This window comes from Streptomyces sp. 2131.1 (genome assembly GCF_900105515.1).
In the GTDB taxonomy this organism is placed as follows: domain Bacteria; phylum Actinomycetota; class Actinomycetes; order Streptomycetales; family Streptomycetaceae; genus Streptomyces; species Streptomyces drozdowiczii.
Genome location: NZ_FNSY01000001.1, coordinates 6063169 through 6085753, shown reverse-complemented (window position 1 = coordinate 6085753; position 22585 = coordinate 6063169). Strand labels below are relative to the sequence as shown.

The window sequence follows — 22585 nt, the reverse complement described above, 5'->3', positions numbered from 1 at the left end:
GGGGTGTCGGCGGTGGTCACAGGCTCTGGGCCAGACGGTGGTAGGCCTGGTTCCAGCGCAGTTCGCGGGTGAAGCGGCGGATGGTGGTGTCCTGGTCGATGACGACGAGTTCGGTGCGCAGCATCTCCGCCAGGTCCTCCAGCTCCTCGCCGCCGAGCGCGGTGGTCAGGACGGTGTGGTGCGGTGCTCCCGCGGTCAGCCACGCCTCGGTGGAGGTACGCAGGTCGGGGCTGGGACGCCAGACGGCGCGGGCGACGGGCAGCTTCGGCAGCGGCTCGGGCGGGGTGACGACGTCGATGTGGTTGGCGACGAGGCGGAACCGGTCCCCCATGTCGGCGAGCCCGATGACGACGGCGGGGCCGGGGGCCGCGTCGAAGACGAGCCGGACCGGGTCCTCCCGGCCGCCGATGCCGAGCGGGTGGATCTCGCAGGACGGGGCCGCCGTGGTGAGCGAGGGGCACACCTCCAGCATGTGGGCGCCGAGGATGAGTTCCTGGCCGGGCGTCAGGTCGTAGGTGTAGTCCTCCATGAAGGAGGTGCCGCCCGGCAGCCCGTGTGCCATGGCCTTGAGGGTGCGCAGCAGGACCGAGGTCTTCCAGTCGCCCTCCCCGCCGAAGCCGTAGCCGTCGGCCATCAGGCGCTGCACGGCGAGCCCGGGCAGCTGGCGCAGTCCGCCGAGATCCTCGAAGTTGGTGGTGAAGGCGTGGAAGCCGCCCTCGGTGAGGAAGGCGCGCAGCCCGGCCTCGATGCGGGCGGCGTAGCGCAGGGAGTCGTGGCGTTCGCCGCCGGGGCGCAGTTCGGGGGCCAGGGCGTAGAGGTCCTGGTACTCCTTGACGAGGGCGGTGACGGTGTCCTCGTCGGCGGTGTCGACCGCGGCGACCAGGTCGTTGACGCCGTAGGTGTTGACCGAGACCCCGAACCGCAGCTGGGCCTCGACCTTGTCGCCCTCGGTGACGGCGACGTCGCGCATGTTGTCGCCGAATCGGGCGAGCTTGAGGCCGGACAGCTCGGCGCGGCCGAGGGCGGCTCGTGCCCAGCCGGCGATGCGGTCGACGACCTCGGGGGTGGTGACGTGGCCGGCGACGGTCTTGCGGGGGACGCCGAGGCGGGTCTGCACGAAGCCGAACTCGCGGTCGCCGTGGGCGGCCTGGTTCAGGTTCATGAAGTCCATGTCGATGGTGGACCAGGGCAGCTGACGGTTGGCCTGGGTGTGCAGGTGCAGCAGCGGTTTGCGCAGGGCGTCGAGGCCGGAGATCCACATCTTGGCCGGGGAGAACGTGTGCATCCATGCGATGAGGCCTACGCAGCGGTCGTCGGCGTTCGCCTCCAGGCAGACCCGGCGGATGGCGGCCGCGTCGGTGAGGACCGGCTTCCAGACGAGGCGCACGGTCATCTGCGGCTGGTCCGCGAGGGTGTCGTGGATGGCCCGTGACTGGTCGGCGACCTGGGTCAGGGTCTCGTCCCCGTAGAGGGACTGGCTGCCGGTGAGGAACCAGATCTCGCGGTCGGGCTGGGCGAGCGTCATGTCGGGTGTGCTCCTTGTTGTGCGGGAAGGAAAGGTCTGGGCCCGGGGGGTGTCCTGACGGTCAGCCGGCCGTCGCGGTGCGCGCGGCGTTGCGGATGCGCCGCAGCCGGTGCAGGAGCAGGTCCGTGCCGGTGCCGAAGTGGTCGTGCAGGGCGCGGTATTCGGCGAACAGCGCGTCGTAGGCGTCCGCCCGGTCGGCGTCGGGGGTGTACGCGTGCCGCCGGACGCTCCCCATGCGGGCGGCGGCGGTCCGGACGTCCGGGTGCGCGCCCGCGGCCACGGCGGCGTGGATGGCCGAGCCGAGCGCGGGCCCCTGCTCGGAGGTGCCGAGGGAGACGGGGCGGCGCAGGACGTCGGCGTAGATCTGCATGAGCAGGGCGTTCTTCCTCAGCCCGCCGGTGACGATGAACTCCTCCACGGGAATCCCGCCGGCCTCGAACGCCTCGACGATGACCCGGGTGCCGTACGCGGTTGATTCGAGCAGGGCCAGGTAGACGTCCTCGGGGCGGGTGTCGAGGGTGAGCCCCGCGATGACGCCGGAGAGGTGGTGGTCGACGAGGGTGGAGCGATTGCCGTTCATCCAGTCCAGGGCGACCAGTCCGTGCGCCCCGACCGGGCGGCCGGTGGCCTTGCGGGTCAGGAGCTGGTGCAGGTCCTCGCCGGCGTCCCTGGCCTCGGTGCGGTAGTCGTCGGGCACGCCCTGGCGGAGCCACCAGGCGAAGATGTCGCCGACCGCGCTCTGCCCGGCCTCGTAGCCGTAGGCGCCCTCCACGATGCCGCCCTCGACGACCCCGCAGATGCCGGGGACGTCGGCGAGGGTGGCGCCGTTGAGGACGTGGCAGGTGGAGGTGCCCATGATGGCGAGGAGCCGCCCGTTCTCGACGGCTCCGGCGGCGGGGGCGGCCACGTGCGCGTCGACGTTGCCCGCGGCCACGGCGATGCCCTCGGGCAGGCCGGTCCAGGCGGCGGCGCGCCCGCTCAGGCCGCCGACGCGCGAGCCCAGGGCCGACAGCGGGTGCTCCAGGCGGGTGGCGGGGAAGTCCGCGAAGTCCGGGTGGAGCCGGCCGAGGTAGCCGGGCGAGGGGTAGGCGCCGTCCTGGTGGATGCCCTTGTAGCCGGCGGTGCAGGTGTTGCGCGACTCGGCGCCGGTCAGCTGCCAGACGATCCAGTCGGCCGCCTCGATCCAGCGTGCGCAGGCCGCGTAGACCTCGGGGTCCTCCTCCAGCACCTGGAGGGCCTTGGCGAACTGCCACTCGGAGGAGATCCGGCCGCCGTACCTGCTGATCCACTTCTCGCCCCGGTCGTGCGCGAGGGCGTTGATGCGGTCGGCCTGCTCCTGGGCCGCGTGGTGCTTCCACAGCTTCGGCCAGGCGTGCGGGCGGTCGGACCACTCGGGGAGCAGGGCGAGCGGAATGCCCTCGGCGGTGGTGGGCAGGACGGTGCAGGCGGTGAAGTCGGTGGCGATGCCGATGACGCGGGCCGGGTCGACGCCTGCGGCCGTGACTGCCGCCGGGACCGCGGTGCGGAGCACGTCGCGCCAGTCCTCGGGGTGCTGCAACGCCCAGTCGGGGGGCAGCGGTACGCCGGCGAGCGGGAGGCGGTCCTCGATGACGGCGTGGCGGTAGTCGTGGACCGCCGAGCCGAGTTCGGCGCCGTCGCGGACCCTGACCACCACGGCGCGCCCGGACAGGGTGCCGAAGTCCACGCCGACCGTGCAGGCCTCGGGGTGGTGCGGGTCGACGGAGTCGGAAGAGGCGTGTGGCGTCACGATGCGGTCTCTCTCGTCAGGGGTGATCGGGGCAGCAAGGGAACCCCGTTGATTGTTAGCGCTCACAATCCCTGGAGGCAAGGGTTGCGTGCACTTTTGTCGTTCCCGGCCGGCCCGGCGGCGCCACCGGCCATCGCGCGTAGCGCGACCCACAGGTCGAACGTGCGAGGTGCGCCACGATTACCTCCCTTTCCTCCGGTTACGGCCGTGCGGCGGCGCAAGAAAAGACGTCGACGCCCCTTGCAACCCACTGATGCGAGCGCTAACAATCGAGCTCCACCAAGGCCGCCGCGACGACGGGATTGCCAGGTCATGCCCAAGAAGAACTTCCGAGCCGCGTCCGCCCTCGTGGCGGTGACCACCGGCTGCGCCCTGCTGCTCACCGCCTGCGGACAGGACAGCGAAGGGGGAAGCCAGGAGAAGAAGGACAAGAAGGACGTCACCATCGGCATCGCCATGCCCACCAAGTCCTCCGAGCGGTGGATCGCCGACGGCAGGAACATGACGGCGAGCCTCAAGAAGGCCGGGTTCGCCACCACGCTCCAGTACGGCGAGGACGACCCCGACCAGCAGGTCGCCCAGATCGAGAACATGATCACGCAGGGCGTCGACGCGCTGGTCGTGGCCGCCATCAACGGCGAGGCCCTGTCCAACGTCCTTCAGCAGGCGGCGGACGCCGACATCCCGGTGATCTCGTACGACCGGCTCATCCTGGGCTCCCCGCACGTCGACTACTACGCCTCCTTCGACAACGAGAAGGTCGGCGAGCTCCAGGCGACCTACATCGTGGACAAGCTGGGGCTGAAGGACGGCGCGAAGAAGGGCCCCTTCAACATCGAGCTGTTCGCCGGGTCCAACGACGACAACAACACGAAGTACTTCTTCAACGGCGCCATGAAGGTGCTGAAGCCCTACTTCGACAAGAAGCAGCTGGTCGTACGTTCCAAGCAGACCCGGCTCAACCAGGTCACCACGCTCCGCTGGGACGGCGGCACCGCGCAGAAGCGCATGGACGACCTGCTGACCTCCTCGTACTCCACCGCACGGGTCGACGCCGTGCTCTCCCCGTACGACGGGATCTCCATCGGCATCCTGTCCGCGCTGAAGTCCGACGACTACGGGAGCAAGGCCAAGCCGCTGCCGGTCGTCACCGGCCAGGACGCGGAGGTCGCCTCCGTGAAGTCGATCATCGCGGGCCAGCAGACCCAGACCGTCTACAAGGACACCCGCGCGCTGGCCGAGGTCGCGGCCAACATGGTGACCGCCGTCCTGAACGGCAAGAAGCCCGAGATCAACGACGACTCGACGTACAACAACGGCAAGAAGGTCGTGCCCGCCTACCTGCTGAACCCGGTCAGCGTCGACAAGTCGAACTACCGGAAGGTCCTCGTCGACTCCGGCTACATCAACGCCAAGGAGCTCGGGTGACCTCCGCCGCGCCCGGGTCCCCAGCCCCGCCCGGCCCGGTCCTCGAAATGCGCTCCATCGTCAAGACGTTCCCCGGCGTCAAGGCGCTCTCCGAGGTGACCCTGTCCGTGCGGCGCGGCGAGGTGCACGCCCTGTGCGGGGAGAACGGCGCCGGCAAGTCGACGCTCATGAAGGTGCTCTCCGGCGTCCACCCGCACGGCTCGTACGAGGGCGAGATCCTCTTCGACGGCGAACCGTGCCACTTCAAGGACATCCGGGCCAGCGAGCAGCGCGGCATCGTCATCATCCACCAGGAACTCGCCCTGGTCCCCCATCTGTCGATCGCCGAGAACGTGTTCCTCGGCAACGAGCCGGCCCGGCGCGGGATCATCGACTGGCGCGCGTCGCTGCGCCGCGCCTCCGCGCTGCTCAAGCGCGTCGGCCTCGACGACCACCCGGAGACCCGGGTCGCCGACATCGGGGTGGGCAAGCAGCAGCTGGTGGAGATCGCGAAGGCGCTGGCGAAGGACGTCCGGCTGCTGATCCTCGACGAGCCCACCGCGGCGCTCAACGACGAGGACAGCGCCAAGCTGCTGCGGCTGATGCGGGAGCTGAAGGACCAGGGCATCACCTCGATCATCATCTCGCACAAGCTGAACGAGATCGCCCGGATCGCGGACTCCGTCACCATCCTGCGCGACGGGCGGTCCATCGAGACGCTGGACGTCAACGACCCGGGCACCACCGAGGAACGCATCATCCGCGGCATGGTGGGACGGGACCTCGACAGCCGCTTCCCCGACCGCACGCCGTACACCGGGGAGACCGACGCCCGCCCGGCCCTGGAGGTCAGGGACTGGACGGTGCGCCACCCGCTCGACCGCGGCCGCAGGGTCGTCGACGGGGTCTCGCTCCAGGTCCGCCGCGGGGAGATCGTCGGCATCGCCGGGCTGATGGGCGCCGGCCGGACCGAACTCGCGATGAGCGTCTTCGGGCGCTCCTACGGCCACTACGAGCGGGGCTCGGTCCTCAAGGACGGCCGCGAGGTGCGCACCCGTACGGTCCCCGAGGCGGTCGCGAACGGCATCGCGTACGTCACCGAGGACCGCAAGCACTACGGCCTCGACCTCGGGGACTCGGTGGCCCGGAACGTCTCGCTCGCCTCGCTCGGCGACCTCGCCCGGCGCGGAGTCGTCGACGGCCACGAGGAACGCAAGGTGGCCGAGCGGTACCGGCGGACGATGAACATCAAGACGCCGAACGTCCTCGAACCGGTCGGCCGCCTCTCCGGCGGCAACCAGCAGAAGGTCGTCCTCAGCAAGTGGATCCTCACCGGACCCGACGTACTCATCCTCGACGAGCCCACACGCGGCGTCGACGTGGGCGCCAAGTTCGAGATCTACACCGTGATCGACCGGCTCGCCGCCGAGGGCAAGGCGATCCTCTTCATCTCCTCCGAGCTGCCCGAACTGCTCGGCATGTGCGACCGCGTCTACACCATGGCCGCCGGGCGGCTGACCGGCGAGGTCGCGCGCGAGGCCGCCACCCAGGAAGTCCTGATGCGGCACATGACCCAGGACACCCCCGTACCACCGGTGGCCACCGCGGGCACCGCCCCCACCGAAGGACAGCACGCATGAGCACCGACGTCAGCACCCACACGAAGGCCACTCCGCCCTCGGGCGAGGGCGGGGCACCACCGACGGGAACCCCGGTGGTCCGGGTGCTCCTGGACGGCGTACGGCGGAACATGCGCCAGTACGGGATGCTCTTCGCGCTCGGTCTGATCGTGCTGCTGTTCCAGATCTGGACGGGAGGCGACCTGCTGCTGCCGCGCAACGTCTCCAACCTGGTGCTGCAGAACAGCTACATCCTGATCCTCGCCATCGGCATGATGATCGTCATCATCTCGGGGCACATCGACCTGTCGGTGGGCTCGTTGATGGCCCTGGTCGGGGGCGTCGGGGCGGTGCTGATGGTCGAGCACCATCTCGCCTGGCCGGTCGCGGTGCTCCTCACGCTGCTGCTGGGGGCGGTCGCCGGGGCGCTCCAGGGTTTCTTCATCGCGTACGTCGGTATCCCGTCGTTCATCGTGACGCTCGCGGGGATGCTGCTGTTCCGCGGGCTGACGGAGATCTTCCTCAAGGGCCAGACGCTCGGTCCGTTCCCGGAGGGCATGCAGCGGGTCGCCAACGGCTTCCTGCCCGAGGTGGGGCCGGAGACGAACTACCACAACATCACCCTGCTGCTGGGTCTCGGACTGGCCGGGTACGTCGTGCTCCAGGAGCTGCGGGACCGCCGGCGCCAACGGGAGTTCACGCTGGACACCCTGCCCACGGGCCTGTTCGCGCTGAAGGTGACGGCCCTGGTCGCCGCCGTGCTCGTCACGACGCTGCTGCTGGCCAGCTACAAGGGCGCGCCCGTGGTCCTGCTCATCCTGGCCGTGCTGCTGGTCGGCTTCGGCTACGTGATGCGCAACGCGGTCATCGGGCGCCATGTGTACGCGATCGGCGGCAACCTGCCCGCCGCGAAGTTGTCCGGGGTCAAGGACCGGAAGGTGACCTTCGCGGTCTTCCTCAACATGGGGATGCTCGCCGCGCTGGCCGGTCTCGTCTTCGCTGCGCGCTTCAACGCGGCCTCGCCGAAGGCGGGGGTGAACTTCGAACTGGAGGCCATCGCCGCCGCGTTCATCGGCGGCGCGTCCATGAGCGGCGGTGTGGGCACCGTGCTGGGCGCCATCATCGGCGGCCTGGTCCTCGGTGTGCTCAACAACGGCATGAACCTGGTCGGGGTGGGCACCGACTGGCAGCAGGTCATCAAGGGCCTGGTGCTGCTGGCCGCGGTCGGCTTCGACGTATGGAACAAGCGGCGGGCGGGCGCCTGACGACCCGCTGCTGACATGGCTGTGCCCGCCGGTTCGGTGAACCGGCGGGCACAGCCATGTCTCCTCAGTCCCGGGTGCCGAACCGCAGGACCGTCCTCGACCGGTACTCGTCACCGGGCCGCAGCACGGTGGACGGGTCGCCGGGGCGGTTGGGCGAGTCGGGGAAGTGCTGGGTCTCCAGCGCGATGCCGGCGCCCGCCCGGTAGCGCGTACCACCCTTGCCGACGACGGCTCCGTCCAGCTGTCCCCCGGTGTAGACCTGGAGGCCGGGTTCGGTGGTCAGCACCTCCAGCGAGCGGCCCGTGGCCGGGGCGTACAGGACGGCGGCGGTGCGCGGCTCGTCGTCCCGGCGCGCCTTCAGTACGAAGTTGTGGTCGAACCCGTTGCCTGTCACGTCGAGTTGCTCAGCCGGCCGGGTCAGCGCCTCGCCGATCACGCGCGGCCTGCGCAGGTCGAACGGTGTGCCGGTGACGGGGAGATGGTCGCCGCGCGGGATGAGGTCCGGGCCGACGGGCGTGAAGTGGGTTGCCTCGACGGCCAGTTCGTGGCCGAGGATGTCACCGACGCCCTCGCCGTCGAGGTTGAAGTAGGCGTGGTTGGTCAGGCTGACCGGGGTGGCGGCGTCGGTGAACGCCGCGTAGGAGAAGGTGAGGTCGCCGCCCCGGCCGATGAGCATGCCCACCGTGACGTCCAGGTTGCCGGGGAAGCCCTGGTCGCCGTCGGGGCTGCGGAGGTGCAGGAGCACCCCGGTCCGGTCGGGGGTGTGCACGCTTTCGGCTTCCCAGACCCTGTTGTCGAACCCGTCCGTCCCGCCGTGCAGGCAGTGGCCGTTCTCCTGTGTCGTCAGCCGGTGGGGCGTGCCGTCCAGGGTGAACCGGCCGCGCGCGATGCGGTTGGCGTAGCGGCCGACGGTGGCGCCGAAGTACCGGGCGGCGGTGGCCGTTTGGGCCGGGTCGGCGGGCGCCAGGACGACGTCGGCCATGTCGCCGTTCCGGTCCGGCACCCAGAGGCCGTGGAGGCGGGCACCGCGCGTGTGCACCTCCGCCACGAGCCCGCCGGGGAAGCCGAAGGTCCACCGCTGCCCGGAGTACGCGTCGGGGCGGCAGACGGGCGGGCCTCCGGCGAAGAGGGCCGTGGAGGAGGTCGGAGGAGTTCTCTCGGACTGATACACACCTATCATTGTGAGCGCTAACTCAATCTCCCTCAACCCCTCATCAAGTGACTTGCTTATAAGAGGGAGTTAGTTGCGTGAGCGATAACAATATACAGACGGTGGGGCCCGCCCGATCCGGTGATCGACAGGCCCCGCCGTACGCGCCCCCCGTCAGGCGGGCAGCTTGAAGTCGACCACGTGCAGGGCTGACGGTGTGGTGCCGGTGGACTTCTCCTGGTACATGACGGAGAGCACGTTGTAGGCGTTGTCGTACTTGTCGAGGACGAGCTTGGTGCGCTGGCTGGAGTTGGGCGCGACGGGCAGCTCCGTCTTCTGCCACGCCCCCGAGGACGCCTACGCGGGCACCGTGGACGCCGCGACCGGCCTGGGCTTCGACGTCATCCTGTCCTACTGGGAGGACGGGACCTCCTCGGGCGGCATGGTCGTGAACACGGCGGCCCTCGACGCGATGCGGAACGCGGTCGTCGCAAAGTACGGCGCCGACTCCCACGTCTACTTCGAGCCCATGAACGAGCCGCACGGCTACACCGCCGCCGCCTGGGCCGACGTGGCCGCGTCCTGGGTCGCCGCCCACCCCTCCGTCCCCCGGGACCGGATCGTCGTCAGCGGCTCCGGCTACGACGGCGAGGTCACCTCGGTCTGCGCCGACCAGCGCCTGACGGGCACGCGCCTCTCCCTGCACCTGTACAAGACGTACGACGAGTGGATCACGGAGTTCAACAACCGCATCGGCTCCTGCGGGGCGCGCACGGTGCTGGACGAGTTCGGCGCGCCGATGGACGACGGGCGCGACTACAACGACGCGGCGAGCACGGACAACTTCGTCCGGTATCTGAGGGCCGCCACCGACATCGCCCACTCGCTGGGCAAGGGCAGCGTGTACTGGCCGGGCCTGGGCGGCAAGCACACCTACCGGCCCGACTACGACTGGTACGCGCTGTACCGCCTGGAGGGCACCGCATCGGCCCCGCGCCTGCGCGTCCACAACACCACGGGCCTCGACCGCCTCGCGTACGCCTGGGGCACCCGCTCCGGCTCGCCCACCACGGCCCTGACCAGCCTCGGCACCCAGGACTGCCTGGACGTTCCACTCCGACGGCACGATCCGCGGGGCGCAGTCCGGACTCTGCCTGGATGTGGACCGCGCCACCTCGAAGCTCCAGCTCTACTCCCGCTGGGGCAGGGACAACCAGCGCTGGAAGCTGACTGCCTGACGCCCCATCAGCCCGCCCGGCCGACGGGACCGGATTACTCCGCGCCCCGCCGGCCGGGCCCGGCCGTGCATCCGCGCGCCGAGCGGGACATCCTGCGCGAGCTCTCACCGGGCGTCCCCGTCACCACCAACTTCATGGTGATGGGCTCCACCCGGGGCATGAACTACCCGGACTGGGCGGAAGAGATCGACTTCGTCTCCAACGACCAGGGCGCCCTCACGCTGAAGCCGAGAGGGGTGGCCGTGATGCGCCGGACGGGTGGCTGATCACGATTCGACCACCAGGTCCGAACCTGCCCGGAATTATGGCCTCCGTCACAGCAGGAATGATCACGCTCTGCTGAGATCACCGGATGCTCGGTCTCATCGTCCGCGTTCTTCCCTTCTGGGTACGCGAACCTCTCTTGATCCTCTTCGGTTCCCTCTTCGGCGCGGGCATGGTGCTCAACGCCGTCACCGAACCCGAGAACCGGTGGATCATGGCGGGGCTCGGCGCGGCCCTCCTCCTCGTCACCGCCTACCGCATCCGCACGGTGGTCCATGCCTGGCACGCCCGCAAGGTGGTGGCGGGCGGCCCGGCGTCGCAGGCGCAGCCGTGCCCCGGCGCCGGGCCGGCGGCGCCCCAGAAGAAGGAACCCAACACCGCGGCGCAGGTCTTCCTGGCCCTGGCCCTGGTCGGGGCCCTCGTGGGCGCGGTGTGGCTGGCTCCCCGCGTCACGGGGGACGCCACCGCCACCTCACGGCAGCCCGCCACCTGCTCGGACGACGCCGCCGGGAAGAAGCTGCCGAAGGCGTACGCCCTGACGCCGGGCGCGGTCACCGGCGGCGACCTGTGCAAGGCGCTCAACCGCTCCGACCTGGCGGCCCTCCTCGGCACGCCCGGTGAAACACCGTTGGTGGCGTACGGAAACAGCGGCACCGCGTCCCTGACCGCCGACAAGGTCCCCGAATCGGAGGCCCGGGTCCAGTTCGACACGTACACCGTGGAGTTCTCGGCAACGTACAACCACATGACGATCGCCCTCTACACGAAGGTGCTGGCGCCCCAGACGCTGGAGCACCGGGAGGGCAAGGTCCTCGGCCGGCCAGCGGTCTTCACCTCGGACCACCTCATGCAGTTCCGCTTCGGGGGCGTAGGATCCACCAGCCCCGCCATGGAAGGGCCCCTGGCGAGAACGCTGACCGTGGCCCTCGACCGGAAGGACCCGGGCGGCACCTTCGACTTCACCGTGTGGAGCGAGTCCGGGGCGGTCCTGCCCGGGGACGACGTCATCCTCGGCATCGTGGAGAAGATCCTCCCGACGCTCCCGGCCTCCCGGTAGGCCCTTCCGCAGGCACCGTTCCGGAATTTTGCCCAGCCTGCAAAATTGCATAGCATGCACCTTCATGAGCGACGATCCGCCCCTGGGGCTGCGTGAACGCAAGAAGCGCGCCACGCGTGACGCCCTGGCCGGCGCGGCCCTGCGCATGGCCGCCGACCGCGGCTTCGAGCACGTGACCGTGGAAGCGGTCACCGACGCGGTCGGCGTCTCCGTGCGCACGTTCTTCAACTACTTCCCGTGCCTGGAGGACGCGATCACGCGCCCCGCCCAGGAGAACGCCGAGCGGACCCGCCGGGCCGTGCTCAACGCCCCGGAGCACCTGAGCGCGCTCGAAGCCCTCAGCGAGGCCATCGCCCAGGAGCTCGCCTCCATCGAGGAGGACCACGAGCGCTGGGAGCTCCAGATGGCCGTCCTGAAAAAGAGCCCGGCCCTGCTCCCGAACTTCCTGGCCGCGCGGGGCGCCGACGAGACCGCCATGGTCGCCGTCGTCGCCGAACGCCTCGGCCGGGACCCGGACACCGACCTGTATCCCCGGCTCCTAGCGCACGTGGCCGTCGCCGCCGTGCGGGCCGCGGTCGAGGTCTGGGTGGCCACGGGCCGTACCCGCACCTTCCAGAGCCTGTACCGCGAGGCGTTCGCGTCGCTGGCCGCCGGCCTGAAGACCTGAGCGGGGCCCGGCGCGTCCCGCCGAGCCCCGCTCCCCACCCCGCACCACCACTCGGCGGCACCACCGACCGCGGAGCCAGTCACCAGAGAATGAGGAACGTCAGCCGATGACCGCTGCCGTCACACCCGAAACCGGCGCCGCCGGTCCGACCGAGGGGCCCGCGTCCGGCATGACGCGCCGCCAGATACTCCAGGCCATGTCGGGCCTGATGGCCGGCATGTTCGTGGCCATCCTGGCCTCCACGGTCGTCTCCAACGCCCTGCCCCGGATCATCGCCGACCTGCACGGCACCCAGTCCTCGTACACGTGGGTCGTCACGGCCGAACTCCTCGCCATGACGGCGACCGTGCCGATCTGGGGGAAGCTCTCCGACCTGTACGACAAGAAGCTGCTCATCCAGCTCTCCCTGTCGATGTTCGTCATCGGCTCGCTCGTCGCGGGCTTCTCGCACAGCGTCGGGCTGCTCATCGTCAGCCGTGTCGTGCAGGGCATCGGCGCGGGCGGTCTCACCGCGCTCGCCCAGGTCGTGATGGCGGCGATCATCCCGCCGCGCGAACTCGGCCGCTACTCCGGCATCTTCGGCGCCGTCTTCGCCGTCGGCACGGTCGCCGGGCCGCTCATCGGCGGAGTCCTGGTGGACACCTCCTGGCTGGGCTGGCGCTGGTGCTTCTTCATCGGCGTACCGTTCGCGCTGCTCGCGATCGTGCTGCTCCAGCTGACCCTGAAGCTGCCCACGATCCGCCGCGAGGTGAGGATCGACTACGTCGGCGCCGTCCTGATCATGAGCGGTGTCAGTTCGCTGCTGCTGTGGGTGACCCTCGCGGGCAACCGCTTCGACTGGGCGTCCTGGCAGACCGCCGCACTCGTCTCCGCCGGTGTGGTCCTCCTGGCCGCCGCGGTGTGGGTCGAGTCGCGGGTCGCGGAGCCGATCATCCCGCTGGACATCTTCCGCAACCGCACCGTCGCGCTGACGACGGTGGCGAGCCTGCTGGTCGGTGTCGCCATGTTCGGCGGCACGGTGTTCCTCTCCCAGTACTTCCAGATCTCGCTGGGCAAGTCCCCGACGATCGCGGGCCTGATGAGCCTGCCGATGATCCTCGGTCTGATGGTCTCGACGACCGTGGCCGGCCAGATCATCTCCGCCCGGGGCAAGTGGAAGGGCTTCCTCATCGCGGGCGGCATCATCATGACCGCGGGCATGGGACTGCTCTCCACGATCGGCGCCGACTCCTCGTTCGGCCTGCTCAGCGTCTACATGGTGGTCCTCGGCGTCGGCGTCGGCATGCTGATGCAGAACCTCGTGCTGGCCGCCCAGAACGACGTCCCCGCCTCCGAACTCGGCGCGGCCACCTCGGTCCTGTCGTTCTTCCGCAGCCTCGGCGGCGCCATCGGTACGAGCGCGCTCGGCGCCGTCCTCGGTCACCGGGTGGCCGAGGAGCTGGAGAAGGGCTTCGGCGGTGCGGCCGGCGGCGGCACCGGCGGCGGTGTCCCCGAGCTCAGCAAGCTTCCCGAGCCGGCCCGGGTCATCGTCGAGAACGCGTACGGCGTGGCCACCGCCGACGTGTTCCTGATCGGCGCCCCCTTCGCGTTCCTGGCGCTGATCGCGGTGCTGTTCATCAAGGAGAAGCCGCTGCGCACCCAGAGCGGCATGGAGCGCCTCGCGGAGGAGACGGCGGCGGCTCAGCCCGCCGCGGCTCCCACGCACTGACGCCCGCTCCGGGGCCCGTCCACGGCGGACGGGCCCCGGAGCGGCGTTCCAGCCCCCGCACCAGTCACCCGAAGGGCTCGTCCAGCTCCCGGCCCGCCTCGCGCAGGGCCGCGACCGCCGCCCGGATCGACGGCCGCCGGTCCGCGTCCGTCCGCCACACCGCGTGGACGTGCCGCCGCATCTTCTGGCGCACGGGAACCAGCCGCACCCCGTCGGGCACCGGCCCCCGGCCGAGCCGGGGCGCCACGCACACCCCCATCCCGGCCGCGATCAGGGCAAGTTGGGTGTGGTGCTCGCCCGCGAGGTGCGCGATGCGGGGTTCGATGCCCTTCGAGCGGAGCGTGAACATCAGCCAGTCGTAGCAGAACTCGCCCTCGGGCCAGGAGACCCAGTCGTCGTCGGCGAACTCCTCCAGGTCCACTTCGGACCGGCCGGCGAGCGGATGGCACGCGGGCATCGCGATGTCCGGCGCGTCGTCGAGCAGTTCGGCCCGGGTCAGTCCGCCGGGCACCGGGAGCCGCTTGTTGCTCCAGTCGAGGACCACCGCCAGATCGACGTCGCCCCTGAGCACCGCCCGGATGCCGGCCTCGGGCTCCAGCTCCAGCGTGCGCACCCGCAGTTCGGGGTGGCCGGCGCGCAGGGACAGGAGCGTCGCGGGGAAGAGGCCGCGCGCCGCCGTCGGGAACGCCCCGAGCCGGATCTCGCCCACCACCTCGCCGCGCTGGGCCTCGATGTCGGACTGGGCGAGCTCCACTTGCGAGAGGATGCGCGCCGCGTGGTCGGCGAGCAGCCGCCCCGCGTCGGTGAGCCGCACGCCGCGCCCGTTCCTGGCGAGGAGCTGCTGGCCCACCTCGCGCTCCAGCTTGGCCATCTGCTGCGAGACGGCCGACGTCGTGACGTGCAGCCCCTCGGCCGCGCCGCTGACCGAACCGAGCCTGGCCAGGGCATCCAGGGTGCGCAGGCGCTCCAGGTTCAACATGTAAGCGATGCTACGCGACCGAGCGCACGAAATCTCACTTGTGCTACGAGGTGAACGCGGTCATCGTGGCCTCATGAGCGCCCCGACCGCACCGAGACCCGCCACCGAGCCGTCCGCCTCCCCGGCCGCACCCCCCGAGGCTCCGGCCACCGCCCCCGCTTCCGCCACGGGTGCCGCCCGCCGCCCGGCCCTCGACTGGCGGCTGCGGTTCGCGGCGCTCTCGCTCATCTGGGGCTTCAGCTTCCTGTTGATCAAGGTGGGGACCGACGCCTACGCGCCCTTCCAGGTGACACTCGGGCGGCTGCTGTCGGGGACCGCCGTCCTGGCGGTGGTGATGGTGGTGAAGCGGGAGCGGCTGCCGCGCTCGGCGCGGACCTGGGGCCATCTGGCCGTGGCGGCGTTCTTCCTCAACGCCCTGCCGTTCTCCCTGTTCGCCTACGCCGAGCTGAGCATCCCGTCGACACTGGCGGGGATCTGCAACGCGACCTCGCCGCTGTGGGGCATGGCGCTCTCGCTCGTCGCCCTCTCGGAGGACCGGCCGACCCGGCGCCGCGTCGCCGGACTCGGGCTCGGTTTCCTCGGCGTCCTGACGGTGCTGGGCGCGTGGCAGGGCTTCTCCGGCCTGGACTTCAGCGGTACGGCCATGGCCCTGCTGGCCTCGCTCAGCTACCCGGTCGGCTGGATCTACGTGCGCCGCACGCTGGCGGGCAGCGGCGCCTCGACCCTCGCGCTCACGGGTAGCCAGCTCTTCCTGGGCACCGTGCAGCTCGCGGTCGTCACTCCGCTGTTCACCACCGTCCCCGGCAGGTTCCCCGTTCTGCCCACGCTGGCCGTCGTCGCGCTCGGGGCGCTGGGCACGGGGCTCGCGGTGCTGCTCCAGTACGGCCTGGTCAACGAGGTCGGGCCGACGACCGCGCAGATGGTCACCTACTTCATCCCGGTCATCGCCACCGCCGCCGGGGTCGCCGTGCTCGGCGAACGGCTGAGCTGGAACACCCCGGTCGGCGCGCTGATCGTCCTGGCGGGCGCCGCCCTGACCCAGAGCAGACGGCGCGCGTGACCGGTCCGGCCCGCCCTCACCCGTAGCTCAGCGGCCTCGCCGGACCCGCCGCCCGGGCCACCGCGTCGGCCAGCGGTCCGATGTCGGCGTCGGCGAGCGGGGACACCGTGATCCGGATCGCCTGGGGCGCGTCGATACGGAACCGGGCCCCGGGCGCCACCGCCCAGCCCGCCTGCAACAGCCCGGCCACCGCCCCGGTCTCGTCGCTCACCGGCACCCACACGTTCATCCCGCTGCGGCCGTACGCCCCGACGCCCCGCTCCCCCAGCGCCCGCACCAGGGCGTCCCGGCGGCCGGCGTAGGACCGGGCCACCTCACGCGGGTCCACGGAGCCGGTGCGCCACAGGTGCACCACGGTCCGCTGGAGCAGCCGGCTCACCCAGCCGGGCCCCAGCCGCTGCCGCCCGGACACCCGGTCGACGGTCACCGCGTCCCCGGTCAGCACCGCGACCCGCAGGTCGGGCCCGTAGGCCTTGGCCGTCGAGCGGACGAACGCCCAGCGGTCCGTGACCCCGGCCAGCGGGTACACCGGCAGGTCGACGATGGCGTGGCCGTGGTCGTCCTCGATGAGCAGGACCTCCCGGTGCCCGGCGAGGACGGCCCGCAGCTCCGCCGCGCGTGCCTCGGAGACGGCCGCGCCCGTCGGGTTCTGCGCCCGGTCCGTGACGACGACGGCCCGAGCCCCCGCCAGGAGCGCCGCCTCCAGCGCGTCGGGCAGCGGCCCCTCGTCGTCGAGCGCCACGGAGACCGGCCGCATGCCGAGGGCGGGCACCAGGTCGAGCAGCCCGCCCCAGCCGGGGTCCTCGACCGCGACCAGGTCACCGGGCCTGAGATGGGCGAGGAAGACGCGCTCGATCGCGTCCAGCGAGCCCGAGGCCGCGGCCACCGGCCCGGCGGGCACCCCGTCGGCGTCCATGGCGGCGCGCGCCAGCGCGGCGAACTCCGGGTCGACGGGGGCCTCCCCGTACAGGCCGGGCTCGCGCGCGTACCGCTCGGCGACCGCCGCGAAGGCCTCGCCGAGGCGCGGCAGCAGCGCCGGGTCCGGGCTGCCGTCGCCCAGGTCCCGTACGCCCGGCGGCGCCTCGACCCGCATCGAACCGCGCGCGGTGCTCGCGGGGCGCGGCCTGATGCGGCTGCCCCGGCGGCCCGCGGTCTCGATCACCCCGCGCTCGCGCAGGATGCGGTAGGCGGCCGCGACGGTGTTGGGGTTCACCTCCAGCCGAACGGCCAACTCCCGCATGGGAGGCAGCACTTCGCCCGGCGCCAGCTCTCCCGAACCGACCCCGCGCTCGACGCTGGCGGCAATTTCCTGTGCGCGCCGGCCACTGATCCGATACTCTCCTAGCACAAACGACAGTATGCACTAGTGCAATGGAGTCCGCAATGCCGGAGACCGCACCCCAGCAGACCATGTCCCCGGACGCCGCCTCCGGCTACGAGCCGACGGACCGCACGGTCCCCACCCGGTCGCGCGACCGGGCCGCGTACGACCGCGAGACGGTCCACTCGATACTCGACGACGCCTACCTCTGCCACCTCGGCTTCGTGCGCGACGGCGCGCCGGTCGTGCTGCCGACGCTCTTCGGCCGGGTCGGCGAGCGGCTCTACGTCCACGGCTCGACCGGTTCGCGGCCGTTGCGGTCGGCCGGGCGGGGCGACGAGGGGCTGCCCGTGTGCCTGACGGTGACGCACGTCGACGGCCTGGTACTGGCCCGCTCCGCCTTCCACCACTCGCTCAACTACCGTTCGGTGGTCGTCCACGGCACCGCGTACCCGGTCACCGACCCCGAGGAGCGGCGCATCGCCCTGGACGCGATCGTGGACCAGGTGGTGCCGGGCCGCTCGGAGGACTCGCGCCCGGCAGACGGCAAGGAGCTGGCCGCCACGGCCGTCATCCGCCTCGACCTGCGCGAGGTCTCCGCGAAGATCCGTACGGGCGGGCCCAACGACGACCCCCGAGACACCGGCCTGCCGTACTGGGCCGGCGTCGTCCCGGTGGCCCCCGCGTACGCCACGCCGGTCCCGGCGGACGACCTGGACCCGTCGATCGACGTACCCGCCTACCTGACGGCGTCCTGACTCCGGGCGTCCGCCCGTCCCGCGTCCGGCGCGCCCGTCCCCGAGGCCACGGGGCCGGACGGCGGCCGGGGCGTGGCCGACTGCGCGATCAGGGCGCCGGCCAGGACGAGCGCCCCGCCGATGAGCTGCGGGGCGGCCAGGTGCTCGCCGAGCAGCACCCAGGCGAGCACGGTCGCAATGACCGCCTCCAGGCAGGCGACGACGCCCGCGACCGCCGGGGACAGCAGCCGTACGGAGATCACGCCGGTGACGTACGCGATGACGGTGGCCAGCAGCACGATCCAGACGAGCAGCAGCCAGGCCGGGACCGCGGTACCGTCCATGACGGTGGAGCCGCCGAGCACCGACCGGTCCATGCCCCACGGCCGGGCGATCACGGTGAGCACGAGGGCGCCGATCAGCAGCCCGTACGCGATGACGCCGACCGGATGCGCGGGTTCGGCGCCGCCCGGGGACGCCTCGCCGCCGCCCTGGTCGGAGAGGACGAAGTAGCCGACCTGGCAGCAGGCGGCCCCGAGCGCGAGCAGCAGGCCCACGACGTCGAAGCCGAGCCCGGCCCACACCTCGACCACGCAGGCCAGGCCGCCGACGGCGAGGACGACCCCGAGGGCCGCCGCCCGGGTGACCGGCCGTCGCTGGACGAAGCGAACCCAGCCGAGGACGAGCGCCGGCGCCAGGTATTCCACCAGCAGCGCGACGCCCACCGGGATACGGGAGATGGCGGCGAAGTAGCAGGCCTGCACACCGGCGACGGCGAGCAGCCCGAAGCCGAGCAGCAGCACGGGCCGGTCGCGCACCAGCGCCCGGTGGCGCCAGGCCACGGGAAGCATGAGGAGCGCGGCGCCGGCCACCCGCAGCCACACCACGTGGAGCGGGTCGAGCCCAGCCTCGATGAGCGGCTTGGCCGCCACTCCGGAACCGCCGAATGCGAAGGCCGAGGCGAGGGCGAGTCCCAGGCCGGCGCTTCTCCCCTGAGACGCGTGCATCGGCACATCATGACAGCTGCGGTCAGGAGCGTCACCCCGGTGACACCTGTCGGCACACTGCCCCGCACATCGAGCCGGACCCGGGGCAACCGACGGCCCTCCCGTACACGTCCCACAGACGTGAGCGGTTGTGCGCGGCGCGGCGGGAGGGGGCAGGGGTGAGCTGGCTGGTGTCCCTGCCGGCACTCGACGGGCGCGACTACGTCTACCGGGTCCACGCACCGCTCGACGCGCTGCCGGCGGATCTGTTCTGGTCCGCGTTCCACTGCCACGACGACGGACCGCATCCGCGCGCCTCCGACTGCTTCGACGCGGCGCTGATCTGGCGGACGGGCCCCGAACAGGCCCATCAGAACTGAGGCGTGAACGGGAGGAGCCCGGCGGCCTGAACCGCCGGGCTCCTCCCGGTTCTCTCTGCGGCTGTCACCGGGCCCACGGCGGGGCTCAGTGCTCGTCGGCGAGAATGAGATACAGCTTCTTGCGTGTGTCGTTGATGACCGCGAGCGCCTTCTCGCGCTGCTCGGCCGTGCCGGTCTTCCAGACCTGGCCGAACGCCTCCATCAGACCGAACCCGGCCTGCCGGATCTCATTCATGCTCTCCCAGTCGACACCGCGCCCGGCTTCTTCCCAGGGCGCCTCGGGCCCGGTCTCCGCCTCGGTGCGCCCGGTGTCGGTGAGCGTGAACAGCTTCTTGCCGCCCTCGCTCTCGCTGCTGATCAGCCCCTCGTCCTCCAGCAGCTGAAGGGTCGGGTACACCGAACCGGGACTGGGCCGCCAGGCCCCGCCGCTGCGCTCGCCGATCTCCTGGATCATCTCGTACCCGTGCATCGGCCGGTCCTTGAGCAGCGCCAGGATCGAGGCGCGTACGTCACCGCGCCGCGCCCTCCCCCGGCCGCCACCACGGTTCCGCCCGCCACCGAACGGCCCTCCGCCGAACGGCGGACCGAACGGCCCGAACGCCGCCCGCTGCCCTTCGAATCCCCCACGTCGCCCCTCGGGACCGCCCGGGCCACGCCCGTAGCCATGTCCATGTCCATGCTCGAATCCATGTGAACGCATGACCGTTCTCCTTTTCCTGCGTTGCTCTTTACGGTATCGCTGTACTGTCGCGATGCTTCAACGATATATCGGGATCAGTCGCATGACAACTCCTGTGCCGTCGCACCGATCCGTCACCGTTTTCATGAGGCCCGATCGCCCCGGTGCCGCCCCGCCCCCTTGCTGGCGTCATGCGCTGATTTCTCTGGGGGAACCCGCATTCTTCACTCGCCTGCGCGACGCGCGACGGGTACTCATCGCCGGTGCGGGCGGCGGTTTCGACGTGTACGCGGGTCTGCCGCTCGCTCTCGCGCTGCGGTCGTCGGGCAAGGAGGTACACCTCGCCAACCTGTCCTTCGCCGACCTGTACGGTCTGGACCCCGACGTGTGGGTGGACCAGGACGTCGCGGCCATCGGACCCGACACCCCCGTGCGCGGCGACTACTTCCCGGAACGCACGCTCGCCCAGTGGCTCGTGACGCAGGATCTGCCGTCGACCGTGTACGCCTTCCCGAGCATCGGGGTCGGGCCGCTGCGGGCGGCCTACCGGACGGTGATCGAGCACCTCGGCGGTGTCGACGCGATCGTGGTGGTGGACGGCGGCACCGACATCCTGATGCGCGGCGCCGAGCACGGCCTCGGCACCCCGGAGGAGGACATGGCCAGCCTCGCCGCCGTGAGCGGACTGGACGAGGTCGCGCACCGGCTGGTGGCCTGCCTCGGCTTCGGGGTGGACGCGTACACGGCGTGAACCACTCGCTCGTACTGGAGAACCTGGCCGCTCCGGACCGGGACGGCTCCTATCTCGGCGCGTTCTCACTGCTCGGGTCGGGCCGGGAGGGCGCGCTGTACCTCGACGCGGTGGCGCACGCCCAGCGCCACACCGCGAGCCACCCGAGCATCGTGAACGGTTCCGTGGCCGCCGCCGTGCGCGGTGACTTCGGCAACCTCCGGTTCACGGAAAGGACCAAGGACAGCGAGCTGTTCATCAACCCGCTGATGGCGCTGTACTTCTGTGTGGACCTGCCCGGACCGGCCCGCCGCCACCTTTACCTCGGGCTGCTGGAACGGACCGCGCTGACGCGGCAGGTGAGTTCCGTGATCGAGGAGTTCCGCACCACACTGCCCCGACAGCGTCCGCCGAGGGCGTTCCCGCACTGAAGTACCTGAACCGGCGTCCGCGAAACCCGGTCGCCCCCTCGCTCCTGCCTCCCCATACTGGCTGACCATGCACGCCGACCAACTCGACCTGAGCACCGGGACCGTCGCCGCCCTGATCCGGGACCAGTTCCCCCGGTGGAGCGGCGAGGCGGTCCGCCCCCTGACCTCGACCGGGACGGTCAACGCCATCTTCCGCATCGGCGACAACCTCTCGGCGCGCTTCCCGCTGCGCCCGGCCGGCACAGGCGAGGCGCTGGCGGCCCTGGAACGGGAGGCCCGGGCGGCCGCGGAGCTGGCGGCGGTTTCGCGGTTCCCCGTCCCGCAACCCGTCGCGCTGGGGCGCCCCGGCGCGGGTTACCCCATGCCCTGGTCCGTCCAGACCTGGCTGCCGGGCACGAACGCCTTCGACGCCGACCCTGGCGCGTCGGACGCCTTCGCGCTGGACCTGGCCGGCTTCATCGGGGGTCTCCGGGGCGCCGACACACGGGGACGCCGGTTCGACGGCGACAACCGAGGCGGTGTGATCGCCGGCCACGACGGCTGGATGGCGACCTGCTTCGGGGAGAGCGAGGGCCTGCTCGACGTGGACCGCCTGCGCCGGCTGTGGCAGGACTTCCGCGAGCTGCCCCGTACGAGCCCCGACGTGATGAGCCACGGCGACCTGATCCCCGGCAACGTCCTGGTCGCGGACGGCCGCCTCGCCGGCGTACTCGACACCGGAGGCTTCGCCCCGGCCGACCCCGCCCTGGACCTGGTGGGCGCCTGGCACCTGCTGGATGCCGGGCCCCGGAACGTACTCCGGCGCGCCCTCTCCTGCGACGACCTTGAATGGGAACGCGGCCGGGCCTGGGCGTTCGAACAGGCGATGGGCCTCGTCTGGTACTACGCCGAGAGCAACCCGACGATGAGCGCGCTGGGCCGCCGGACCCTGGACCGCCTGCTGGAGTAGGGCCGGTCCGGTCATGCTCCGGCGGCGTCGGGCCCCGGCGCGGCCTCGGCCAGCGCGTTGAGCGCGGGCCGCAGCAACGCGGCGATGCGGTCGGGCGACGCCTCGCGCAAGGCGGGAAGCCCCAGGAGCTGGTGACCGATCGTCACCCCGAGCAGCGTGGTGACGGCCAGGGCGGCGCGCAGTTCGCGGTCGTCGTGCGCGGGGACGGCTGCACCGGCACCGGCGATCTGCCCGCCGAGCGCGGTACGCACATGATCGGCGGCCGCCGGATCGGTGAGCATGGACCGCAGCACCGCGAGCGTCCCCTCGGGCAGACCGCCCAGCTTCAGGCCCAGCGTGGCCAGCATCCGGTCGGCGAACGCGTCCGCGTCCGCGGCCTCCGGCGCCGGTGCGGTGAAGGTCTGCACGGCCCGGCCGAACAGCTCGCGCTTCGAGCCGAAGTACTGCATGACCAGGGCCGGGTCCACACCGGCCGCACCCGCCACGGCGCGGATGGTGGTCCGGTCGAACCCCCTGGCGGCGAACTCCTCCCGCGCCTTGTCGAGGATGCGCTCCTCGGTGGCACGGCGACGGTCGGCGCGGGTCTGACGAGGCGAGGTCACACCGCGACTCTACAGCCGTTGACCGAACAACCTCCCCCGCCCTACGGTCACGCTCAACAGACG

At 71.6% G+C, this 22585-nt stretch carries 19 protein-coding genes and 4 pseudogenes; 14 read left to right on the top strand and 9 right to left on the bottom strand.

Annotation, left to right across the window (positions count from 1 at the left end; all coding sequences use genetic code 11):
- Window positions 1-16: 16 nt before the first annotated feature.
- Together araA and araB are read right to left on the bottom strand one after the other, a co-directional pair.
- Window positions 17-1525 (bottom strand): L-arabinose isomerase, encoded by a 1509-nt coding sequence (araA, locus tag BLW14_RS27450; protein WP_093709817.1) that lies wholly within the window; start codon window positions 1523-1525, stop codon window positions 17-19.
- A 61-nt stretch (window positions 1526-1586) separates the two neighbouring features.
- Window positions 1587-3293 (bottom strand): ribulokinase, encoded by a 1707-nt coding sequence (gene araB / locus BLW14_RS27445; protein WP_093709816.1) that lies wholly within the window; start codon window positions 3291-3293, stop codon window positions 1587-1589.
- Window positions 3294-3605: 312 nt separating this feature from the next.
- On the opposite strand from araB, the gene chvE reads away from it, so the two are divergent.
- The 3 genes from chvE to mmsB are packed head-to-tail and all read left to right on the top strand — an operon-like array spanning window position 3606 to window position 7584.
- Window positions 3606-4721 (top strand): multiple monosaccharide ABC transporter substrate-binding protein, encoded by a 1116-nt coding sequence (gene chvE / locus BLW14_RS27440; protein WP_093709815.1) that lies wholly within the window; start codon window positions 3606-3608, stop codon window positions 4719-4721.
- A gap of 47 nt (window positions 4722-4768) precedes the next feature.
- The gene (gene mmsA, locus BLW14_RS27435) at window positions 4769-6340 is read left to right on the top strand and encodes a multiple monosaccharide ABC transporter ATP-binding protein (protein ID WP_093710859.1); all 1572 of its coding nucleotides are present in this window, start codon (window positions 4769-4771) and stop codon (window positions 6338-6340) included.
- A complete protein-coding gene (gene mmsB / locus BLW14_RS27430) occupies window positions 6337-7584 on the top strand; it encodes a multiple monosaccharide ABC transporter permease (protein ID WP_093709814.1) in 1248 nt (415 codons plus the stop codon). Before mmsA ends, mmsB begins: the two co-directional genes overlap by 4 nt.
- Before the next feature lie 64 nt (window positions 7585-7648).
- On the opposite strand, the gene BLW14_RS27425 is transcribed toward mmsB, so the two are convergent.
- Both BLW14_RS27425 and BLW14_RS35310 read right to left on the bottom strand, forming a co-directional pair.
- The gene (locus BLW14_RS27425) at window positions 7649-8755 is read right to left on the bottom strand and encodes an aldose epimerase family protein (RefSeq protein WP_256332886.1); all 1107 of its coding nucleotides are present in this window, start codon (window positions 8753-8755) and stop codon (window positions 7649-7651) included.
- A 153-nt stretch (window positions 8756-8908) separates the two neighbouring features.
- A pseudogene (locus BLW14_RS35310) lies at window positions 8909-9088 on the bottom strand (Tat pathway signal sequence domain protein); the annotation flags it as partial.
- Here BLW14_RS35310 and BLW14_RS35305 point away from each other — a divergent pair.
- From BLW14_RS35305 to BLW14_RS27395, 6 genes and pseudogenes are all read left to right on the top strand, one after another.
- A pseudogene (locus tag BLW14_RS35305) lies at window positions 9030-9542 on the top strand (cellulase family glycosylhydrolase); the annotation flags it as partial. The pseudogenes BLW14_RS35310 and BLW14_RS35305 sit on opposite strands and share 59 nt — an antisense overlap.
- A 319-nt stretch (window positions 9543-9861) precedes the next feature.
- On the top strand, window positions 9862-9972 hold the full coding sequence (locus BLW14_RS35300; protein WP_371128132.1) for an RICIN domain-containing protein: 111 nt from the start codon (window positions 9862-9864) through the stop codon (window positions 9970-9972).
- 68 nt (window positions 9973-10040) lie between these two features.
- Window positions 10041-10178 (top strand): annotated as a pseudogene (locus tag BLW14_RS34615) (beta-galactosidase); the annotation flags it as partial.
- A gap of 146 nt (window positions 10179-10324) precedes the next feature.
- Window positions 10325-11293, top strand: a complete 969-nt coding sequence (locus tag BLW14_RS27405) for a DUF6215 domain-containing protein (RefSeq protein ID WP_093709811.1) — start codon at window positions 10325-10327, stop codon at window positions 11291-11293.
- Between the two features lie 64 nt (window positions 11294-11357).
- On the top strand, window positions 11358-11960 hold the full coding sequence (locus tag BLW14_RS27400) for an acyl-CoA-like ligand-binding transcription factor (RefSeq protein ID WP_093709810.1): 603 nt from the start codon (window positions 11358-11360) through the stop codon (window positions 11958-11960).
- 106 nt (window positions 11961-12066) lie between these two features.
- A complete protein-coding gene (locus BLW14_RS27395; protein WP_093709809.1) occupies window positions 12067-13668 on the top strand; it encodes an MDR family MFS transporter in 1602 nt (533 codons plus the stop codon).
- Window positions 13669-13732: 64 nt separating this feature from the next.
- Here the strand turns inward: BLW14_RS27395 and BLW14_RS27390 are convergent, their stop codons facing one another.
- Window positions 13733-14647 (bottom strand): LysR family transcriptional regulator, encoded by a 915-nt coding sequence (locus tag BLW14_RS27390; protein ID WP_093709808.1) that lies wholly within the window; start codon window positions 14645-14647, stop codon window positions 13733-13735.
- 73 nt (window positions 14648-14720) lie between these two features.
- Between BLW14_RS27390 and BLW14_RS27385 the strand changes: the two genes are divergently transcribed.
- Window positions 14721-15707, top strand: a complete 987-nt coding sequence (locus BLW14_RS27385) for a DMT family transporter (protein WP_093709807.1) — start codon at window positions 14721-14723, stop codon at window positions 15705-15707.
- Window positions 15708-15723: 16 nt separating this feature from the next.
- Here the strand turns inward: BLW14_RS27385 and BLW14_RS27380 are convergent, their stop codons facing one another.
- Window positions 15724-17055: an aminotransferase class I/II-fold pyridoxal phosphate-dependent enzyme gene (locus BLW14_RS27380; protein ID WP_093709806.1), complete on the bottom strand. Its 1332-nt coding sequence runs from the start codon at window positions 17053-17055 to the stop codon at window positions 15724-15726.
- 35 nt (window positions 17056-17090) lie between these two features.
- Here BLW14_RS27380 and BLW14_RS27375 point away from each other — a divergent pair, with 35 nt between their 5' ends.
- Window positions 17091-17786 carry a pyridoxamine 5'-phosphate oxidase family protein gene (locus BLW14_RS27375; protein ID WP_093709805.1) on the top strand — a complete coding sequence of 232 codons (696 nt, stop codon included), beginning with the start codon at window positions 17091-17093 and terminating at the stop codon, window positions 17784-17786.
- On the opposite strand, the gene BLW14_RS27370 is transcribed toward BLW14_RS27375, so the two are convergent.
- Window positions 17768-18772 (bottom strand): EamA family transporter, encoded by a 1005-nt coding sequence (locus tag BLW14_RS27370; protein ID WP_093709804.1) that lies wholly within the window; start codon window positions 18770-18772, stop codon window positions 17768-17770. The genes BLW14_RS27375 and BLW14_RS27370 overlap by 19 nt on opposite strands.
- Window positions 18773-18930: 158 nt before the next feature.
- On the opposite strand from BLW14_RS27370, the gene BLW14_RS27365 reads away from it, so the two are divergent.
- Complete coding sequence (locus BLW14_RS27365; RefSeq protein WP_093709803.1) at window positions 18931-19131, top strand: hypothetical protein; 201 nt, start codon at window positions 18931-18933, stop codon at window positions 19129-19131.
- Window positions 19132-19216: 85 nt separating this feature from the next.
- Here the strand turns inward: BLW14_RS27365 and BLW14_RS27360 are convergent, their stop codons facing one another.
- Window positions 19217-19831 carry a PadR family transcriptional regulator gene (locus tag BLW14_RS27360; RefSeq protein WP_093709802.1) on the bottom strand — a complete coding sequence of 205 codons (615 nt, stop codon included), beginning with the start codon at window positions 19829-19831 and terminating at the stop codon, window positions 19217-19219.
- 175 nt (window positions 19832-20006) lie between these two features.
- Here BLW14_RS27360 and BLW14_RS27355 point away from each other — a divergent pair.
- Both BLW14_RS27355 and BLW14_RS27350 read left to right on the top strand, forming a co-directional pair.
- Window positions 20007-20971 (top strand): annotated as a pseudogene (locus BLW14_RS27355) (DUF1152 domain-containing protein).
- Window positions 20972-21032: 61 nt separating this feature from the next.
- Entirely contained in the window at window positions 21033-21920 is an 888-nt protein-coding gene (locus BLW14_RS27350) for an aminoglycoside phosphotransferase family protein (protein ID WP_093709801.1), read from the top strand.
- 11 nt (window positions 21921-21931) lie between these two features.
- Here the strand turns inward: BLW14_RS27350 and BLW14_RS27345 are convergent, their stop codons facing one another.
- On the bottom strand, window positions 21932-22522 hold the full coding sequence (locus BLW14_RS27345) for a TetR/AcrR family transcriptional regulator (RefSeq protein WP_093709800.1): 591 nt from the start codon (window positions 22520-22522) through the stop codon (window positions 21932-21934).
- Between the last annotated feature and the right edge of the window lie 63 nt (window positions 22523-22585).

Excerpts from the sequence above, each read along its gene's own strand:
- araA (WP_093709817.1), bottom strand. The coding sequence starts at position 1,525 with ATGACGCTCGCCCAGCCCGACCGCGAGATCTGGTTCCTCACCGGCAGC.
- chvE (WP_093709815.1), top strand. The coding sequence starts at position 3,606 with ATGCCCAAGAAGAACTTCCGAGCCGCGTCCGCCCTCGTGGCGGTGACC.
- mmsA (WP_093710859.1), top strand. The coding sequence starts at position 4,769 with ATGCGCTCCATCGTCAAGACGTTCCCCGGCGTCAAGGCGCTCTCCGAG.
- mmsB (WP_093709814.1), top strand. The coding sequence starts at position 6,337 with ATGAGCACCGACGTCAGCACCCACACGAAGGCCACTCCGCCCTCGGGC.
- BLW14_RS27405 (WP_093709811.1), top strand. The coding sequence starts at position 10,325 with ATGCTCGGTCTCATCGTCCGCGTTCTTCCCTTCTGGGTACGCGAACCT.
- BLW14_RS27400 (WP_093709810.1), top strand. The coding sequence starts at position 11,358 with ATGAGCGACGATCCGCCCCTGGGGCTGCGTGAACGCAAGAAGCGCGCC.
- BLW14_RS27395 (WP_093709809.1), top strand. The coding sequence starts at position 12,067 with ATGACCGCTGCCGTCACACCCGAAACCGGCGCCGCCGGTCCGACCGAG.
- BLW14_RS27390 (WP_093709808.1), bottom strand. The coding sequence starts at position 14,647 with ATGTTGAACCTGGAGCGCCTGCGCACCCTGGATGCCCTGGCCAGGCTC.
- BLW14_RS27385 (WP_093709807.1), top strand. The coding sequence starts at position 14,721 with ATGAGCGCCCCGACCGCACCGAGACCCGCCACCGAGCCGTCCGCCTCC.
- BLW14_RS27375 (WP_093709805.1), top strand. The coding sequence starts at position 17,091 with ATGCCGGAGACCGCACCCCAGCAGACCATGTCCCCGGACGCCGCCTCC.
- BLW14_RS27370 (WP_093709804.1), bottom strand. The coding sequence starts at position 18,772 with ATGCACGCGTCTCAGGGGAGAAGCGCCGGCCTGGGACTCGCCCTCGCC.
- BLW14_RS27360 (WP_093709802.1), bottom strand. The coding sequence starts at position 19,831 with ATGCGTTCACATGGATTCGAGCATGGACATGGACATGGCTACGGGCGT.